This window comes from Sphingomonas sp. J344, from assembly GCF_024700005.1.
Classification (GTDB): domain Bacteria; phylum Pseudomonadota; class Alphaproteobacteria; order Sphingomonadales; family Sphingomonadaceae; genus Sphingomonas.
In genome coordinates, this window is record NZ_JAJONB010000001.1 from 289,786 (window position 1) to 307,507 (window position 17,722).

The following is a 17,722-nucleotide window of genomic DNA, read 5'->3' on the forward strand; positions in this document are numbered from 1 at the left end:
GCGTGGGAAGACTTTCCTGTCCATCTCCTGGAAATCAGGATCCGAACACACGAACCGAAATCCTCCGGGAACGCGAATGGCGATCCCTACAACCCGATGGTCGGCCTCGACCACGAACCTGTCCATTTGAACCTCCGCGCACGATCGCGGCCAGACCCAAGTCGGCGCACGCGATCGGTAATCACGATTCCAGCTTAAACTGGGGAGGGGCCCTAGGTCAGATGCCTGCAGCTAGCAGGTTCAGCCCAGGGCAGGCAGGCGCTCGGTGCTGCTGCCGGGATGCACTTCGATGTGCCGGATCAGGACCTGCGAGGACATCCGCCGATCATGGCCTATCTGGAAACAAAGTCAAATACGTGGAGCAGCTTGCCCAGCAAGGCAAAGCCTCTAGATAGGTCCGATGTCTACGGCTTCATCTGATGTGCCACCCCGCCTTCATTCGGAGCGCAGTCCGAAACGCTAAGCTCGCGGGTACCGCGGCCCGCCGGATCCGCTCCACGGGATCACCATACCACCGTATCGAGAGGCGCTGCAAACGGCGCCGCACGCATCATGAACTCATCATCAAGCGAACCTCAGGCCATATCAGTTCATAGCCGCATTAGGCTTTGGCACTCACCTTATCTGTTGCTGGCATGCACCGCGCTCTTCTGGGCCGGCAATTCCATCGTTGCGCGTGGCGCGCGGGACTTCGTCCCTCCGGTCGCCTTGTCATTCTGGCGTTGGACACTCGCGCTGTTGATCCTCCTGCCGATCGCGTGGCCGCATCTTCGCCGCGACCTCCCAACGTTGCGCGCCTCATGGCGAATGATGATCGTGCTCGGAGCGCTGGGCATCGGAGCGTTCAACACATTACTCTACACTGGTCTTCAAACCACGACGGCCGTCAATGGTCTCCTCCTACAGTCACTGCAGCCCGGTCTGATACTCCTTCTCGGCATTCTGATTTTCTCCGAACGAGTTCGACTGCTGCAAGTCATGGGAATCGCTCTGTCGATCGCCGGTGCGCTCGTCATCATCTCGAAAGGTGATATCGGCTCGCTGCTCGCACTCAGGATGAACACGGGCGATCTCGTCATCTCTGTCGCTGTGGTGATATGGTCGCTCTACTCGGTGCTGCTTCGCAAACGGCCAGGCGTGCATCCCCTGAGCTTCCTGGCGACCACGCTGGCAGTGGGCGTTGTCGTTGTCCTTCCATTTTACATCGCCGAGATCGCTTCGGGTCGGTTGATCGAGAATCGATCGGAAAGCTGGATGGCGATCGCCTATGTATGTGTGTTCCCGTCCTTAATTGCTTACCTATGCTACAATCGCGGGGTCGAACTCCTCGGGTCCGCGGCAGCGGGTCTCTACCTCAACATCATGCCGGTCATGGGAGCGCTGCTCGCCGCCATCTTCCTCGGCGAAGCTATCCGCCCGTCTCACTTCGCTGGCGTGACACTGATCGGCGCTGGCATTGCCTGTGCATCGGTGCGCAAGGCGGTGGTTGGCACCAGGGCTTGACTTCAAGAAGGCTTAGTCCATCTTGATCGCTTCATGTCGACCGTCCGCGCCCTGATCGAAACGATCCCTGCAGGTAGCAGCACCCCGCGCCTGAATCCCTAGGCGCGCAGATCAGCGCCTAGGATCTCCGGTCGGTCGCCCCACGCGACCGCCAACTGGGCGCCGTTCGGTCAAAGGCAACACTCCCTCCCCAAGCCGCGCGGCGCCCTTCCCGGAGGGCGGCAGCCCCCGCTTGCATCATAAAGGGACCTTCCATGACGGAAAAGACTATCGCCTATTACAGACGGCGCGCTCGATATCATCTCGCCAAGTCTGCGTTGTCGGAAACTGGGATCGCATTGATCCATCGGCGCTTCGCGCAGTTGTACTTCGACAGAGCGACCAAGCTCGACCAGACGCGCGGACCTGCGTCTAGCGACGGACGAGATGCGGACCCGTTTATCGCTGCGGTGCCACTCTGACCTACATTTCGAAACGCTGGGAGCGTGACCGCCACGCCCCCAGCTCACCGAGTAGCCTCATGAAATCCACAATCTTCGCCACGGCCTTGTTGCTCATGCTGGCCGGATGCTCAGAGATCCCGAAAGATCCAGAAGGCACAATCGACCGCGTCCGGCAGACGAAGGTGTTACGTGCCGGGGTCATCGCGGAAGGCAATGCGCCACATGATCCATCGCTTGATCGACTCGTGGGCTTGGTGGCCGCGGACACTGGAAGCCATCCCGACATCGTGCGTGGCTCGACGGAGACGCTGCTGCCCATGATCGAGCGAGGCGATCTCGACCTCGTCGTTGGCGAGCTCGCGCCTGATACACCCTGGGCCACCCGTGTTGCCATCATGCCTTCGCCCGAGCAGATGAAGTCGAAAGATGGTGATACACAACCGGTAGCTGTGGTCCGCAACGGGGAGAATGCCTGGATCGCGCTCATTCAGCCGCGTGCGATGCTCCTGAAGCGAGCAGCGAAGTGAGCGACCGCCTTCCCGAACATGTCCGTCGCGACCTGCAACGCGCGCGACGGCTGGAATGGTGGACGCTCATCTGGATGTCATCGGTTGTTGTCGTCATGTGGCTGGTGATGGGCTCCAGCCAGGCAATGAAGACCGCGTTGATCGAAGATGTGCTCAGCCTCGTCCCCGCCATCGTCTTCCTCGTGGCGCTGCACTTCGAGCAAAAGGAAGCGAATCGCGCATTTCCTTTCGGTTTCCACCGCGTCCAGAGCCTCTCATCCCTGATCGCGGCGGTCGCTCTATGCTCTGTCGGCGCGATCCTCGTGTTCGACTCGCTGACCTCGCTAGTCGCGCTCGAGCATCCGACCATGCCGCCGGTGAGCATTTCAGGCCGCGACATATGGCAAGGCTGGGTTATGATCGCGGCCCTCGTCTACTCGGTCGTGCCGCCAATGATCCTGGGTCGGATGAAACAGCCGATCGCGCGTCGTCTAGAAGACGAGGTGCTCGATACGGACGCCATGATGCAGAAGGCGGACTGGATGACCGGGCTGGCCGGTATCACGGGCGTCCTCGGCGTGGCGCTCGGCCTTTGGTGGGCGGATGCCGCTGCAGCTGCATTTATTTCATTCAGCATCCTCAAAGACGGCATCACCTCGTTACGCGTCGCTACGGCCGAGCTCGTCGACGGCACGCCGCGAAGGCTCGGGAAGGTAGAACTGGCGCGTGACGCGAGAGCGCTACAGACAACGCTTGAGAGAATGTATCCTAAATCATCCGTTCGTCTTCGCGCCACAGGCCGATTTATTCATGCCGAAGTGCACGGAGCGGCACCTACTCACGGGCTAGAGCTGAACGAGATATGGCCCGGCGATCCGGACAAGTCATGGCGTCTGGCACAAGTGAGCTTCGTGCCCGATCTGAGCGAAAAAGCGTGAGTGAGACTCCGATCATCGAGCGCGCCATCCAACTGGCTAAGGGGGAGCGTGCAAGGACATTCCCGACCTCGAGCGAAAGCTTGCTGCCGAAGGCTATGCGTCGATCTCCGCGTACCTAAGCGGCTCCTCGCTCCGGAAGCAACTGCGCCAACTGATGAAAAGCCATTCGATCTGACATTCAGCCGAACTAAGTGAGCGAGAGCGCCGGTCGGCTAAGGGAGGGTCCCAATCCCGAACCGGCACTTTTCAGTTAGGCAGCTGCTGACTTTTGAATGACCTTCTCGATCACCAGCGTTCGCTCATTACCCTCGCGATCGGGCCAAAGGATGGACTGACCCTCTCGCAATCCGATAAGCCCCGCTCCGACAGGAGTTAGGATCGACACCTTGCCTGCAGAAATGTCAGCGTCCGGCGGAAAGACCAGCTGAACTGTGCGGCGTGCACCGGTTCCTTCGTCCACAAATTCGACGGACGAGCCCATAGTGACCACATCGGCGGGAATGGTTGCTGCTTTGTGCAAGCGGGCGCGGGAGGTTTCGCGGATCAACAACTCGCAAACCTGCGGAAGCCGGTCCTCGACGCTAAGTGCAAGGTCGGACAGCTTGTCCGCCTCCTCTTCAATCATATGGATTTGCGGCCGCTTGGATGCCGCTTTCGTAGCGCTCATGATAAATCTCCAGGATTGCCGACGCCAGATTGAGCGCTCAGCCGTTATATCGCGATGTGAGGGGCCCCGAGCTCTTCGGGACATGCCTTGGGAGAGCCCGGGGCTACATGCCCGCGAGGAGTTGGCCTGCGTGGAGGCGGCGTCGGAGATGGCGCACGCGGAGCTTCATCGTCCCAAGATGTGCCTGCGGCCACCGCATGTCAAACGCCATCTCGACCACTTGCACCAACTGCTCGCGCGACCCAGCGGCAGAAACGCTGCGACATCAAAACGATGAGGAGCCAAAAACTCAGCGAGCCCAAAAAGGAGCCGGCGCGGAAGTTATCCTCTACTCCGATCTTGTGGATGACCGATGTGTTCGGGTTGTCCGCTAGGAACGGTGCAGGCCATCCACCTAGCTCGCGCGGCAACCAATTCTGCTCCAAAGGGCCTTCGAATCCATACATGGCTCGTTCGTCTGTGGACGGGTTGATCCAGATCGTAGCGATCGTGATCGCAAGCGCGGCAATGACGGACAGCAGCAGTTTCAGCATAGATGACTAACTCGTTGTGTTTTCTTGACGATGTAGCACGGGACTTGCTTAAATTACTGGTAGGGCTAACCTTAGCGGCATGACACGCGGGTTCCACCAAGGCAGGGATCATCCCCTCAAATTCGGCGACTGACGCCGGGCGCGTTCGATCCCGCGTCCGGCTAACGGTCGCGATCTCTACTGAACCGTAGATCGCCAATGGGCGGAATGGGCGCCGTGCCTTGATCGGTCCGCCGGAGGTTTTCCGGAGTCATAGAATGTCATCTCGCATTGGTCGGCGGACATCCCTGCTGCAACCTCGGCGCAAGAAGACGCGCCGCAGGCATAATGAGTTTGGCATCAGCGCCGCCGCCTACCCGGACGGCCGTGTTGCCGTTCTCCTCTCACGATATCCCGTGCTGTCGCACACCGACTTCCGGGAGGTGCTCGCCTTCGTTCGGAAAGCCACACCGTCACAGCTTCGGCGGCTTCGGTCCAGCGAAGTCGTTCGGAGCAAGCTCGACCAGTTTCTGTGCGACCACCAGATTTTTCCTGCTCGGCGGCTGATCAATTCCGCCCAGATCGCGGTCGCCATCATCACGATCATCTCGCTGTGCTGGCTTTTTTGGGAACATCGGCCACAACCGCTCTCGCCACGCGCAAATGCGGCAGTTTTGGCCAATGCCGCTTCAGGCCTTGCGATGGCTTCTCATAGCGAAGCTAGAGTTGATCCTTGAGACGCCAGGAAGCCGTGACAGCACATCACGATGGAAAAGTGCGTAATCCTCCATGTCGGAAACACGCAGACGGAGCATGTAGTCCCCAGCGCCGCTTAGCAGATACCATTCCCGGATCTCGGCATGATTGCGCATCGCCGCTTCAAACCGCGCCAGATACTCCTCGGTTTGTCTTTCCAGCTCAACCTGCACAACGGCATCGATGCCTTCTTCCGGATCGCCGCTGGAGATGATTGCCGTGTATCCGCGGATTACACCGCTGCGCTCGAGGAGCTTCAGCCTTCTGAGACACGCCGACTCAGATAGCCCGACCTCTTTCGCCAACGCGCTGTTCGTGGCGCGCGCATTCAAACGGAGTTGGTTCAGGATTCTGCGGTCTATACTGTCGAGTGCGGTCATCGCGCATTCCTCCAAATTATCGCAATATATGCAACCTTCTGCCCAAAATAGCAGAGTTCTACGCAGAATCGGTTAAAAAAGCGCATCGGCTTCGTCCAGACTGCCTTCGGGGGAAGTGATGGACATGATCGGGTGCCCAACATTCTCGAGCCGGCTCGTTATCGATCTGAGCGCCTTGCGTGCGAATTACCGCGTGCTGCGCGACCACGTTTCGCCGACGGAGTGCGCGGCCGTCGTCAAGGCCGATGCTTACGGTCTCGGCGCTAGGCCAATCGTGTCTGCGCTGTATCGCGAAGGGTGTCGCACGTTCTTCGCCGCTCAGCTGTGCGAAGCGATGGATTTGCACCCGACATTGTCGGTGGATTGCACCATATTCATCCTGAACGGCATCGATCCCGGGGGTGAGGCTGCCTGTGCAGATGCCGGCTTTGTCCCCGTGCTCAATTCGCACGTGCAGATTGAACGGTGGCGCTCTGAGGCACGCCGGCGCTGTTCCGCGTTGCCTGCGGCGATCCAGATCGAAACCGGAATGTCGCGGCTGGGCATATCGGAAGCGGTGGTCGAGCAATTAGCTGAGGATCGCTCATTATCGGACGAGCTGGATTTGAGACTGGTCCTGACGCACTTGGCGTGCGCCGACGAACCTCGTCTCCCGGTCAACGAAGAGCAACTGCGCCGCTTCCACAAACTCGCCGACAGATTTCCCGGTGTCCCGCGTTCGATCGCAAACAGCTGCGGGACATTCTTGTCCGGGGCTTACCATCTCGAGCTGGTCCGCCCGGGCATCGCGCTTTACGGCGTTCTGCCACAATCCGAGTACCTCGGTATCATGCCGGCTGTGAGCCTTCGCAGCCGGATCATCCAAATTCGCCAACTTCCTGGGGGCAGCGCGGTCGGTTACGGCCACACTTACGCGACGCCAAATTCTCGGCGGCTCGCGACCATCGGTGTCGGCTATGCCGATGGTTGGCCCCGTCGTCTTGGTAACGTCGGCGCCGCATGGTTCCGTGACATCCGGTTACCCATCGTCGGTAGGATTTCGATGGACAGCATGACCATCGACATTTCGGATGTAGCTGCCGGCGACCTGCATGAAGGTGACTTCGTCGATCTCATTGGTCCTATGCAGTCGCTTGAGGATGTCGCCGGCGACGCAGAGACAATCCCCTACGAAATCTTGACGCAACTGGGGCGTCGCCATGCGCGCGTCTACCTTGATGGCAATGCCGGCACTGCGCTGACGCCGGGAGACGGACGATGAAAGCCGTTATTCTGGGGGCTGGCGTGATTGGCATTACGTCAGCGCACTATCTGCGGCGGGCGGGACACGAAGTCGTTGTAATCGACCGCCAGCCCGGCGCGGCACTCGAAACGAGCTTTGCCAATGCGGGCGAAGTCTCGCCGGGTTACGCGTCGCCATGGGCAGCGCCGGGCATTCCCATGAAAGCGATCCGCTGGCTGATGTTGCGGCACGCTCCGCTTATCGTCCGGCCCGCAGCCGATCTCGCTATGGTCACTTGGCTGGCTGCCATGCTCCGCAACTGCACGGAGGCCAGATATGCGCTGAACAAGAGTCGGATGGTTCGCCTAGCCGAGTTCAGCCGTGACGAGCTCATTCACATTCGTGCTTCTCTAGGCATCGCATATGACGAGCGATCACGCGGGACGTTGCAACTTTTCCGGACAGCCAAACAGTTGGATGCAAGTGGCAAAGACATAGAAGTGCTCAGGTCATACGGTGTGCCGTTCGAGTTGCTGGACAGGCAAGGGTGCGTAGCTGCCGAACCAGGTCTCGCCGCCGCGCGAGATCGTATCGCGGGCGGGCTGCGCCTTCCTAACGACGAGACGGGAGACTGCCACCTCTTCACCGCGCGTCTCGCGGAGCGGCTCTCGAGTGCCGGAGTTGAGTTCAGTTACTCGACGGAAATCCTTGGTCTTGAAGAAGAGCACGGCTCGATCAGCGGTGTGCAGACCAGCAAAGGTGTGATCCGCGGCGATGCATACCTCCTTGCGCTCGGCAGCCACTCGCCGTTGCTCGCCCGCCAAGTTGGCGTCCGACTCCCCATCTACCCGGTCAAGGGCTACTCCATCACCTTGCGCGTGGCCGACATGGACTCTGCGCCCGTATCGACGTTGCTGGACGAGACATACAAGATCGCCATCACCCGTCTGGGCAAGCGCATCCGTGTGGGCGGCATGGCAGAAATCTCAGGCTATGATCGCTCACTTCCGTCGCGGCGCGAGGCAACGCTGCTGCATTGCGTGCATGATCTATTTCCGACAGCCGCGCAGGATGGTCCAACGAACTTCTGGAGCGGCCTGCGCCCTATGACACCTGATGGGCCGCCCATTATCGGTCGCACTCGGCTGTCCAATCTGTTTCTGAACACAGGCCATGGTACCCTCGGATGGACAATGGCATGCGGCTCCGTTTCGGTCGCTGCCGCCGTGATGACTGGAGAGCGACCAGCGATCGACATCGCCGGGCTCGGCCTCGACCGTTATTCAAACTGACTGCACAAAAGGACCACCAGATGTCGATCAAACGTTTTGAGAGCGGAGCAAGGATGAGCCAGGCGGTTACCCACGGTGGCATCGTCTATCTCGCAGGCCAGATCGGAAAGCCCGGTGAAGATGCAGCTACGCAGACGCGCGCTGTTCTCGCCTCGATCGACCGCCTTTTAGGCGAGACAGGCACTGATCGTAGCCGGCTGCTGCAAGTGACCATCTGGCTCGCCGACATGGCAGACTTCGCTGCGATGAACGAAGTGTGGGAAGAGTGGCTCGGAGGCGAGAGTGCGCCGGCACGTGCCACTGGCGAGGTCAAGCTCGCAACTCCCGACTATAAGGTCGAGATCATCGTCACCGCTGCTCTGCCCTGACCGGCACAGCCGCAGCTCACTGAACTAACGGCCGTCGCAAGCCACGGTGGCAGCGCATTCATGCTTTTCGATCATCCTTTGAAATTCAGCCAGTAGGCCGTACGCGCAACGTTCGCGCGTCCGGCGAGCCGCGCCTCGCGCGAAAAAGATGGCAGTTTCCCGAATGGGACAAGGCCCGCGGTGGTGAGGTAGCTTGTCCGGACGGGGACTTCCGCCTAGTCCGAGTCGATGGGGAGAGCAGCGGGAAGCACATCGATCGTCGGAGAGCGCGCCCCCTATTTCTGGGCGGGGTGCGCCGCGATCAGCGCCGGGGTGCTGCTGCATCTGCCGATGCTGGCAATGGCGCACAGCATGGGCAACCATCTCAATGGGATGCCGATGGACGCCAGCATGGGGCTGGGCATGGCCCTGATCGGGATCGGCGTGCCGCTTGCCTGTTTCGGGGCGTTGCCCAAGGTGCGCGGTTGCCATGGCGATCATGCCGGTACCAATTACGAGGCTCCCGACACCACTCCGCTCGGCCGCTGGCATGCGGCAACCCTGCTGGTGCTGACGCTGGGGCTGATCATCGACGTCATGAAGCCGGCGACGCTTGGCTTCGTGCTGCCCGGTATGGCCGCCGAATACGGAATTGCGCGCTCGCAGGTCGCGCTGCTGCCCCTGGTCGCGCTCACCGGTACCACTGTCGGCTCGTTCCTGTGGGGGTGGCTGGCGGACATCTATGGGCGTCGCGTATCGATCCTGCTTTCGACCATTCTGTTCGTCTCGACCGCCATCTGCGGGGCGATGCCGGCTTTCGCCTGGAACCTGGTGATGTGCTTTCTCATGGGCATATCGGCAGGCGGGATGCTGCCTGTGATCTACACGCTGCTCGCCGAGGTGATGCCGCCGCGCCATCGCAGCTGGGTGCTGGTGCTGGTCGGGGGCATGGGGCTGGTCGGAGGCTATCTCGCAGCGAGCGGGGCGGCCTATGTTCTCGAGCCGAACTTCGGGTGGCGCGCACTTTGGCTTCAAGGCTTTCCAAGCGGATTGCTGCTGCTCGCCTTGGCTAGGTTCATTCCCGAGACGCCGCGCTTTCTCGCCGAACGCGGTCGCGTGGCCGAACTGGCGCAAATGCAGAAACGCTTTGGCCTCGCGCCTAAGCCACGACCTATCGAGGCCCCGGCCGATACGCCAACAAGTACCGAACATCACCGCCTCACTGCCGCGCTGGTCATGACTGCGCTGTGCTGGAGTTTCGTCAATTTCGGGCTGCTGCTGTGGCTTCCATCGGACCTGCAGGTCCGCGGCTATAGCGCCGAAGTGGCGAGCGGAATTCTCGCCAAATCATCGCTGCTCGCATTCCCCACCGTCTTGCTGGCCGCGCTGTTCTATGCCCGTCGGAGCAGCAAATGGACACTTGTTGGCACAGTCAGCCTGACCTTTGCCGGCCTTATCGGTGCGATGCTGCCCCCGTGGCTGCTAAGCTGGGAACCGGTACTGATCGCGGTTATCGCGATGCTGATCATCGGCACCAACGGGACGATCGCGGTGCTGCTGCCCTACACGGCGGAAAACTATCCGCTCGGCACCCGAGGTCGAGCGACGGGGTTGGTCGCGGGAAGCAGTAAGTTCGGCGGGGTCGCAGTACAGGTTGCGGCCCTCGCGGGCTTCGCCCCGACGCTGGTGGGTGCAGCGCTGGCGCTGGTGGTTCCGACGGCGGTTTCTGCCGGAATGATCGCCTGGTTCGGGCGCGAAACCCAGGGACGCAGCCTCCGCGAGTTGGAAGCGGAGTAGAGCGACGCTCGATCGCTTATCAACTTGCCCCTGCAAATCAGGTTTCTAGCGAAACCCTTTTCCCCGCCGCCTGAGTGAGTGGCCGCTTTTGGGACTGATCGGAGGGATGGCGAACGACGGCACTTAGGGCGCAATGCAGTCACGCGTCCTGCTCGGGATCGCCGCTAGCTCGAAGCGTCAGTCCCAGCGTCCATGATATCCATGAAATTGCGAGCAGCCTCGCGCTCGGCAGCGTTCTCGAACGTCGATTCCAGGTCCGGCGCCGCATCGAGCATGAACAGGATTGCCCAAAGGGCGAAGCGCCGCGCGGGATCGGTTTCGAGCCCAAGATCGACCCGCACATGTTCGACGCCTGCCGCTAGCGCCTCGGGTGACACAGACGCGAGATCACGGCTGGCAAAATAGCGCCGATCAACTGGTCGTCAAACTGCCTTGCCGCCCTCTGCGGTTCCGATCCAGTCCACGTCAATCCGATCGAAACCCGAGCGCGTCCCTTCGACCGTGACGCGCTGGCCTACCAGCTTGCGTGCTTCGCGGCCGATGTCGAGGGCGTAAACGCCGCCGTCATCGATCCGCAGGACATAGCCGCGCTGGGACTCTGCAAGCCGCCCGGTAAGTCGATGGCGCGTTCCGTTGGGCATGGCTCAGTGAACCGTCCCATCGGGTTTTGTCTGTTCGAGCTCCTTGATCCGCTCGAGAATACCGAGAAACGTGTAGTGGCCTGCGATTTCGCCTTGCTCGAGCAGCGCGTCTGCGCGCTGCGCTGCCACCAGCCAGGCCTGATCGCCATGCTGCTCAATCAGCAGGTTGGCGCAGGCCCAGAGTTCACGATCGTCGATCATTGAACCCAGGATAGCGTCGCGCCGATTGCCTGCATAGCATTCCGATACTGCGGATCTTCCGGTAGGGCGTTCGGATGAGATCGATGTTGCTTCCGTTGGCCGCCGCGCTTTCACTTGGCGGTTGCCTGGCGCCTGCCTCCGGGGGCTCCGACGCGCCTGCACCGCAGACGATTAAGGTCGTGACCTGGAATCTCGAGCATCTCGCGGAGCGCAATGGTGAAGGCTGTCGACCGCGCAGCGATGCAGACTATGCTGCGCTGCGCGCGCATGCCGTCGCGCTTGGTGCCGACGTGATTGCGTTCCAAGAGGTCGAGAGCCGCGCAACAGCCGAGCGCGTATTCGATCCTGCCAGCTATGATGTGGTCATGTCGGCGCGGCCACAGACACGCCGTGGCGACTCCTGCTATGGCGCGCCCGGCCAGCAGATCCGCCACCAGGGTGTGGGGTTCGCGGTCCGCAAGGGGCTGCGCTGGACCCGCCATACAGATTTTTCCGCGCTAGGTCTCGGCAACCCGGACCTTCGCTGGGAGTCGACATCACCATCGAGGGTCGGCGACCGCTGCGGTTGCTCGGCGTGCATCTCAAGTCAGGATGCAACTCGGGCAATGCGCCCACCGATCGCGACTGTCCGGTCCTCTTTAGCCAGTTGCCGGTTCTCGAGCGCTGGATCGATGCGCGGGCTGGCGAGGGTTATGCATTCGCCGTGCTCGGCGACTGGAACCGCCGCATCGCCGCGCGCGGCGACGCCTTCTACTCTGAAATCGACGACGGCGATCCTGTCGGGGCCGATCTCGATATCGCAGGGGACGGGCGCGCGGCGGCCTGCAAAGCGCGCTATCGCGAGTTCATCGATCACATCGTCACGGGAGCGGTAGCCACTTCGTTGGTTCAGCCGGGATCGTTCGACGAATATCGCTACGGGCTTCCGGAAGCCCAGCATCCTTCGGATCATTGCCCGGTCTCGGTAACCTTCCGCCTGTGACGTGCGAGCGATGCGCGCGCACTGCGAATGACACTGCTGCGGTGGCATGGTCAATCTGACTTCATCGACCGATACGGGTAAGTCCGTACTGCGAATGTGCCGCCGGATGCGATATTCTTCTGTCCGATTCGGAGGAAATCTTTGGTCAATCGTCAGGTCTCGCTGCACCCGCAGGAGCGCGAGCGAGCGTTGCTCGACGCGATTTGCGACGCCGTGCGCCACAATGAGGATGGCCGCGTGACCAAACTCGATCGCGAGCTTCGCGCGCTTCCGCCGGTCCCATTCTCGCGACGCTGAACATGGTGGGACGACGCGTGGCCAACTGGCTTGCCGCGCTCGTTCGGTGTCGGGACGGGGTCGAAGTCGCTCGCTAGCCTTCGCCGGGACAAGCATCGCAGACCACAAATCGTCGTTTCCGGGCCAGGATGCCCTGATCCGTACCCTGCATGCCCCAGCGGATGACTGATGCCTCGTTCTGATTGGCGGGAAGATGCGAGCCGTGCCCGGCGAACGAGTCGCGCGGGCGGAGGCTTACATGACCCCGACCAGACTTCTCATCGGCCAGATCCTGCTCGTCTTCGCAATCGTGCTGTGCGGCATCTGGTTCGCAACCCAATGGACCGCAGCGCAGCTGGCCTATCAGCCCGAGCTTGGTGCCCCATGGGCGAAGCTGTTCGGCGTACCCCTTTATCGCCCCTGGGCGCTGTTTCGCTGGTGGTTTCATTTCGAAGCCTATGCGCCCGCGATCTTCGATCGCGCGGGGATGATTGCCGGAGGAAGCGGATTTGCCGGCTGCGCCGCCGCGATCGCAGGTTCGCTCTGGCGTGCGCGCCACAGCAAGCGCGTCACAACCTATGGATCGGCGCGCTGGGCCACCCGCCGCGAGGTCGAGCGCGGCGGCCTGCTCGGCGACGCGGGCGCCTTTCTGGGCCGCCTCGGCGACCGCTATCTGCGCCATGACGGTCCAGAACATATCATGGCGTTCGCGCCGACCCGTTCGGGCAAGGGTGTCGGCCTGGTTGTCCCGACCCTGCTCGGCTGGAGCGGATCGACCGTCGTCCACGACATCAAGGGTGAGAACTGGCAGCTGACCGCCGGCTGGCGCGCGCGCTTCTCGCATTGCCTGCGGTTCGATCCGACCGACACGGACTCCACGCGCTACAATCCCCTGCTCGAGGTGCGCAGCGGCGAATGCGAAGTGCGCGACGTCCAGAATATCGCCGACATCCTGGTCGATCCCGAAGGCGCGCTCGAACGCCGCAACCACTGGGAAAAGACCTCGCACGCACTGCTGGTCGGCGCGATCCTCCATGTCCTTTATGCCGAGCGCGAGAAAACGCTCGCACGGGTCGCAACCTTCCTCTCCGACCCCGAACGCTCCTTCGCCGCGACGTTGCGCGTCATGATGACCACCAACCATCTCGGCACGATCGAGAACCCCCGCGTCCATCCCGTTGTCGCAAGCGCCGCACGTGAGCTGCTCAACAAGTCGGACAATGAGCGCTCGGGCGTTCTCTCGACCGCGATGAGCTTTCTTGGTCTCTATCGCGACCCCACCATCGCGGCGGTTACCTCTGTCTCGGACTGGCGGATTGCCGATCTGGTCGCGGCACGGGCCCCGGTGTCGCTCTATCTGGTCGTACCGCCCTCAGACATCAGCCGGACCAAGCCGCTGATCCGCCTGATCCTCAATCAGATCGGCCGTCGCCTGACCGAGGATCTCGAGGCGGCCGGGAAACCCGGCCGCCACAAATTGCTGCTGATGCTCGACGAGTTCCCTGCTCTCGGTCGGCTCGATTTCTTCGAGACCAGCCTCGCCTTTCTCGCCGGCTATGGTGTTCGCGCCTTCCTGATCGCGCAGAGCCTCAACCAGATCGAAAAGGCCTATGGTGAGCACAATTCGATCCTCGACAACTGCCATGTCCGCGTCGCCTTCGCGTCCAACGACGAGCGCACGGCAAAGCGCATCTCCGATGCATTGGGTACCGCGACAGAGCAGCGCGCGATGCGCAACTATGCCGGGCACCGCCTCGCGCCCTGGCTCGGCCATGTCATGGTCAGCCGCCAGGAGACCGCCCGCGCCCTGCTGACACCGGGCGAGGTCATGCAGCTTCCCGCGCAGGACGAACTCGTGCTGGTCGCGGGGATCCCGCCGATCCGGGCGCACAAGCTGCGCTATTATGAGGACCCCAATTTCATCCAGCGCGTCATTGCGCCGCCCGAAGCGGGGGAGCGGTCGGCATGATCTGCCAGAACCTCGCAGCGATGACTGGTCGTCCCGCAGCGCGCCCAGTGAGACGCAGCCCGACGTCTCGGATGAAGCGGTTGCGGCCAGCGGGCGCGAACAGGTGCGCGAGCCCGAGCTGGCGCTTGAAGGTCCGCCGCTTGCTCCGGCGCAAAACCCCGATCCGCTCGGCGGGCTGTGCGACGAGGATGGCGAGGCCGTCACCGACCAGCGCGCCATGGATCAGGCCCGCGCACTCGGCACCGCGCGCAGCGTCTACGGCCTCGAAGCCGCGGGCCGCGGCGGCCCCGATCTCAGCCTTGGAGACTGAGCCATGGCACGCAAGGTCCGCTACCAGCTGTTTCTCTCCCTCCCTTTGAGCGAGCGGCTCGAGGCGCTCGCCGCCAAGCCCGGCGTCACCCGCTCCGCACTGCTCGCCCAGGCGCTCGAAACCTGGCTGACCCGGCTCGGCACCAATGAACTCGATGACCGGTTCGGCCCGCGCCTCGACCGGCTGAGCGCCGCGCTTGGTCGGCTCGAGCGCGGGCAGGAAGTTCTGCTTGAATCGCTCGCTTTGTTCATCCGCTACGAGCTCGCGATCCACGCGCCGCTCGCGGAGAATGATCATGCCGGGCGCGCGATCGCCCGCGAGCGGTTCGAGGCGTTCGTGGCTCAGGTCGGGCGCCAGATCGCCGCCGGGCGCCACACGCTCGACAATCGCGCGCGAGACGGACGATGACCGGCACCCAGGTCACCGAGCGTCCGCGCGCGATGCTGCGGACCGCCTTCGGTCCCGCGATCGCCGCCGCCCTCGCCGATCCGCTGGTCGTCGAGGTGATGGTCAATCCCGATGGCGCGCTGCGGCTCGACCGGCTCGGCGAAGGTCGCAGCGACACCGGGCTCAGGCTCGATCCGGCGCGGGTCGAGCGGATCATCCGCCTTGTCGCCAGTCATGCCCGGACCGAGGTCCATGCGGGCGCACCGATCCTCTCGGCCGAACTTCCACCCTATGGCGAGGGCGCAGGCGAGCGGTTCGAGGGTGTGCTGCCTCCAGTGAGCTCTGCGCCCTGTTTCTCGATCCGCAAGCCGGCAAGCTGCATCTACCGGCTCGACGACTATGTCGCCGACGGGCTGATGGACGCGGACACCGCGCGCACGCTCGCGCAGGCGGTTGGGCAACGCGCCAATATCCTGGTCGCGGGTGGCACCAGCTCGGGCAAGACGACCCTCGCCAATGCACTGCTCGCCGAGATGGCGGGCCGCGACGAGCGGGTGATCCTGATCGAGGATACCCGCGAGCTGCAATGCCCCGCCCCCGACAGCGTCGCGCTGCGCACCCGAGCAGGGATCGTCAGCATGACCGACCTTGTGCGCTCGACGCTGCGCCTGCGTCCGGACCGGATCGTCATCGGCGAGGTGCGAGGTCCTGAGGCGCTCGACATGCTCAAGGCGTGGAACACCGGCCACCCCGGCGGCATCGCGACCGTCCACGCCAACAATGCCGCAGCCGCGCTCCACCGCATCGAGCAGCTCGTCCAGGAGCGCGTCGTCACCGTGCCGCGCCAGCTCATCGCCGAAGCGATCGACGCGATCGTCTTCATCGCCGGGCGTGGCCTCGATCGCCGCGTCGAACCGCCACTGCGGGTGACCGGGCTCGATGTGCAGGGCGGCTTCGTCCTCACCCCCTTCCCTCCCGCCCTCGATCAACAGGAGACCGAACGATGACCCAGACCATTCGTGCCCGCGCGCTGGCACTGCGCGCCGGTGCCGCCGCCTTCGCAGCCGCCATGCTTGTCACCGCCGCCCGGGCGAGCGGATCGGGGATGCCCTGGGAGGAGCCGCTTCAGAAGGTGCTGGAGTCCGTCCAGGGTCCGGTCGCCAAGATCATCGCGGTGATCATCATCATTACCACCGGCCTGACGCTTGCCTTTGGCGAGACGGGCGGCGGGTTCCGCAAGCTCATCCAGATCATCTTCGGCCTTTCGATCGCCTTTGCAGCATCGAGCTTCTTCCTGTCCTTTTTCAGCTTTGGCGGCGGGGCGCTGGTCTGATGGCGGGGGCATTCACCGACACCAGCGAAGTGCCGGGGTTCGAGGTACCGATCCATGCGAGCCTCGCAGCCCCGCTGCTGCTCGGCGGCGCCCCGCGCGGCATCGCGATCGTCAATGGCACTCTTGCCGCCGCGATCGGGCTCGGGCTCCAGCAATGGCCAGCGGGCCTCGCGCTCTGGCTGCTTGGGCACAGCCTCGCGGTCTTCGCCGCGCGACGCGATCCCGATTTCGCGCCGGTGCTGCTGCGCCATCTGCGCCAGCGGGCGTTTTTCCCATGCTGAACCTGCGCGAATATCGCGCCGCGCCCAACCGGCTTGCCGATCATCTGCCCTGGGCGGCGCTGGTCGCCGACGGCGTCGTCCTCAACAAGGATGGCAGCTTTCAGCGCAGCTTCGCCTTTCGCGGTCCCGATCTCGAAAGTGCCACGCAGGGCGAACTGGTCGCCGCCTGTGCACGCGCCAACAATGCGCTGCGCCGTCTCGGTACGGGCTGGGCGCTGTTCTTCGAAGCCGAACGCCGCGCGGCGATCGAATATCCTGAGAGCCCCTTTCCCGATCCCGCGTCCGCACTGGTCGATGCCGAGCGCCGTGCCGGGTTCGAGGCGGAAGGCGCGCATTTCGAAAGCCGCTTTCACATGACTTTGGTCTGGCTGCCGCCCGCCGATGCGGGCGAGCGCGCCGGTCGCAGGCTGGTCGAGCGCCCTGCGGCCGACGCCGCCCGCGACTGGCGTGCGGATCTCTCCGCCTTTGTGGCGCAGACCGACCGGATCGCGGATCTCTTCGCGAGCTTCATGCCGCAGATGGATGCGCTCGGCACCGGCGAACTGCTCACCTATCTCCATGGCTGCGTCTCGACCCGGCGACATCCGATCGCGGTGCCCGAGACGCCGATCTATCTCGACGCGCTGATCGTCGATGAACCGCTGGTCGGCGGGCTCGAGCCGATGCTCGGGGCCGAACATCTGCGCACGCTCACCATCGCCGGCTTTCCCAATATGAGCCGTCCGGGTCTGCTCGACGCGCTCAACCATCTCGATTTCGGCTATCGCTGGACGAGCCGCTTTATTGCGCTCGACAAGTCCGATGCGAACCGGGCGCCGACGCGGCTGCGTCGGATGTGGTTCAACAAGCGCAAGTCGGTCGCCCAGCTGCTGCGCGAAGTGATGACCAATCAGGCATCACCCCTGCTCGACAGCGATGCCGACAACAAGGTCGTCGATGCCGATCTCGCGCTCCAGGAACTGGGCGGCGACCATGTCGG

Annotated in this window: 19 protein-coding genes and 2 pseudogenes; 14 read left to right on the top strand and 7 right to left on the bottom strand. The window is 63.0% G+C overall.

Going from position 1 to position 17,722, the window contains the following annotated elements; genetic code table 11:
- Window positions 1-627 precede the first annotated feature (627 nt).
- The 3 genes from LRS12_RS01490 to LRS12_RS01500 all read left to right on the top strand — a co-directional run bounded on the left by LRS12_RS01490 (window position 628) and on the right by LRS12_RS01500 (window position 3,390).
- Window positions 628-1,503, top strand: coding sequence for a DMT family transporter (locus tag LRS12_RS01490; protein WP_257842969.1), 876 nt, complete (start codon window positions 628-630; stop codon window positions 1,501-1,503).
- 520 nt (window positions 1,504-2,023) lie between these two features.
- Entirely contained in the window at window positions 2,024-2,473 is a 450-nt protein-coding gene (locus LRS12_RS01495) for a hypothetical protein (RefSeq protein ID WP_257842970.1), read from the top strand.
- Window positions 2,470-3,390, top strand: a complete 921-nt coding sequence (locus tag LRS12_RS01500; protein WP_257842971.1) for a cation diffusion facilitator family transporter — start codon at window positions 2,470-2,472, stop codon at window positions 3,388-3,390. The genes LRS12_RS01495 and LRS12_RS01500 overlap by 4 nt, the downstream gene beginning before the upstream one ends.
- A gap of 250 nt (window positions 3,391-3,640) precedes the next feature.
- On the opposite strand, the gene rnk is transcribed toward LRS12_RS01500, so the two are convergent.
- The 4 genes from rnk to LRS12_RS01520 all read right to left on the bottom strand — a co-directional run bounded on the left by rnk (window position 3,641) and on the right by LRS12_RS01520 (window position 5,705).
- Entirely contained in the window at window positions 3,641-4,057 is a 417-nt protein-coding gene (gene rnk, locus LRS12_RS01505; RefSeq protein ID WP_257842973.1) for a nucleoside diphosphate kinase regulator, read from the bottom strand.
- A 200-nt stretch (window positions 4,058-4,257) separates the two neighbouring features.
- The gene (locus tag LRS12_RS01510; protein WP_257842974.1) at window positions 4,258-4,590 is read right to left on the bottom strand and encodes a hypothetical protein; all 333 of its coding nucleotides are present in this window, start codon (window positions 4,588-4,590) and stop codon (window positions 4,258-4,260) included.
- Between the two features lie 452 nt (window positions 4,591-5,042).
- Window positions 5,043-5,213, bottom strand: coding sequence for a hypothetical protein (locus LRS12_RS01515; RefSeq protein ID WP_257842975.1), 171 nt, complete (start codon window positions 5,211-5,213; stop codon window positions 5,043-5,045).
- A 45-nt stretch (window positions 5,214-5,258) separates the two neighbouring features.
- The gene (locus LRS12_RS01520; protein WP_257842976.1) at window positions 5,259-5,705 is read right to left on the bottom strand and encodes an Lrp/AsnC family transcriptional regulator; all 447 of its coding nucleotides are present in this window, start codon (window positions 5,703-5,705) and stop codon (window positions 5,259-5,261) included.
- A 118-nt stretch (window positions 5,706-5,823) separates the two neighbouring features.
- Here LRS12_RS01520 and alr point away from each other — a divergent pair, with 118 nt between their 5' ends.
- The 4 genes from alr (at window position 5,824) to LRS12_RS01540 (ending at window position 10,363) form a co-directional block, all read left to right on the top strand.
- Window positions 5,824-6,966 carry an alanine racemase gene (gene alr / locus LRS12_RS01525; RefSeq protein WP_257842977.1) on the top strand — a complete coding sequence of 381 codons (1,143 nt, stop codon included), beginning with the start codon at window positions 5,824-5,826 and terminating at the stop codon, window positions 6,964-6,966.
- Window positions 6,963-8,219, top strand: coding sequence for a D-amino acid dehydrogenase (locus LRS12_RS01530; RefSeq protein ID WP_257842978.1), 1,257 nt, complete (start codon window positions 6,963-6,965; stop codon window positions 8,217-8,219). Before alr ends, LRS12_RS01530 begins: the two co-directional genes overlap by 4 nt.
- 20 nt (window positions 8,220-8,239) lie before the next feature.
- Window positions 8,240-8,587 carry a RidA family protein gene (locus tag LRS12_RS01535; protein ID WP_257842979.1) on the top strand — a complete coding sequence of 116 codons (348 nt, stop codon included), beginning with the start codon at window positions 8,240-8,242 and terminating at the stop codon, window positions 8,585-8,587.
- Window positions 8,588-8,815: 228 nt separating this feature from the next.
- Window positions 8,816-10,363 (top strand): MFS transporter, encoded by a 1,548-nt coding sequence (locus tag LRS12_RS01540; RefSeq protein ID WP_257842980.1) that lies wholly within the window; start codon window positions 8,816-8,818, stop codon window positions 10,361-10,363.
- Between the two features lie 164 nt (window positions 10,364-10,527).
- Here LRS12_RS01540 and LRS12_RS19845 read toward each other — a convergent pair whose 3' ends face one another.
- The 3 genes from LRS12_RS19845 to LRS12_RS01555 all read right to left on the bottom strand — a co-directional run bounded on the left by LRS12_RS19845 (window position 10,528) and on the right by LRS12_RS01555 (window position 11,205).
- Window positions 10,528-10,704, bottom strand: a complete 177-nt coding sequence (locus LRS12_RS19845; protein WP_308222953.1) for a hypothetical protein — start codon at window positions 10,702-10,704, stop codon at window positions 10,528-10,530.
- Window positions 10,705-10,785: 81 nt separating this feature from the next.
- Window positions 10,786-11,004, bottom strand: coding sequence for a DUF5818 domain-containing protein (locus LRS12_RS01550; protein WP_257842981.1), 219 nt, complete (start codon window positions 11,002-11,004; stop codon window positions 10,786-10,788).
- A gap of 3 nt (window positions 11,005-11,007) precedes the next feature.
- Entirely contained in the window at window positions 11,008-11,205 is a 198-nt protein-coding gene (locus tag LRS12_RS01555) for a hypothetical protein (protein WP_257842982.1), read from the bottom strand.
- 565 nt (window positions 11,206-11,770) lie between these two features.
- Here LRS12_RS01555 and LRS12_RS01560 point away from each other — a divergent pair.
- The 7 genes and pseudogenes from LRS12_RS01560 to LRS12_RS01595 form a co-directional block, all read left to right on the top strand.
- A complete protein-coding gene (locus LRS12_RS01560) occupies window positions 11,771-12,187 on the top strand; it encodes a hypothetical protein (protein ID WP_257842983.1) in 417 nt (138 codons plus the stop codon).
- 535 nt (window positions 12,188-12,722) lie between these two features.
- A pseudogene (locus LRS12_RS01565) lies at window positions 12,723-14,742 on the top strand (conjugal transfer protein TraG).
- Between the two features lie 3 nt (window positions 14,743-14,745).
- On the top strand, window positions 14,746-15,150 hold the full coding sequence (locus LRS12_RS01575; RefSeq protein ID WP_257842984.1) for a CopG family transcriptional regulator: 405 nt from the start codon (window positions 14,746-14,748) through the stop codon (window positions 15,148-15,150).
- A complete protein-coding gene (trbB, locus tag LRS12_RS01580) occupies window positions 15,147-16,136 on the top strand; it encodes a P-type conjugative transfer ATPase TrbB (RefSeq protein WP_257842985.1) in 990 nt (329 codons plus the stop codon). The genes LRS12_RS01575 and trbB overlap by 4 nt, the downstream gene beginning before the upstream one ends.
- Window positions 16,133-16,462 (top strand): TrbC/VirB2 family protein, encoded by a 330-nt coding sequence (locus LRS12_RS01585; RefSeq protein WP_257842986.1) that lies wholly within the window; start codon window positions 16,133-16,135, stop codon window positions 16,460-16,462. The genes trbB and LRS12_RS01585 overlap by 4 nt, the downstream gene beginning before the upstream one ends.
- Window positions 16,462-16,743: a VirB3 family type IV secretion system protein gene (locus LRS12_RS01590; protein WP_257842989.1), complete on the top strand. Its 282-nt coding sequence runs from the start codon at window positions 16,462-16,464 to the stop codon at window positions 16,741-16,743. Before LRS12_RS01585 ends, LRS12_RS01590 begins: the two co-directional genes overlap by 1 nt.
- Window positions 16,737-17,720, top strand: a pseudogene (locus LRS12_RS01595) (conjugal transfer protein TrbE); the annotation flags it as partial. The gene LRS12_RS01590 and the pseudogene LRS12_RS01595, both read left to right, overlap by 7 nt.
- Between the last annotated feature and the right edge of the window lie 2 nt (window positions 17,721-17,722).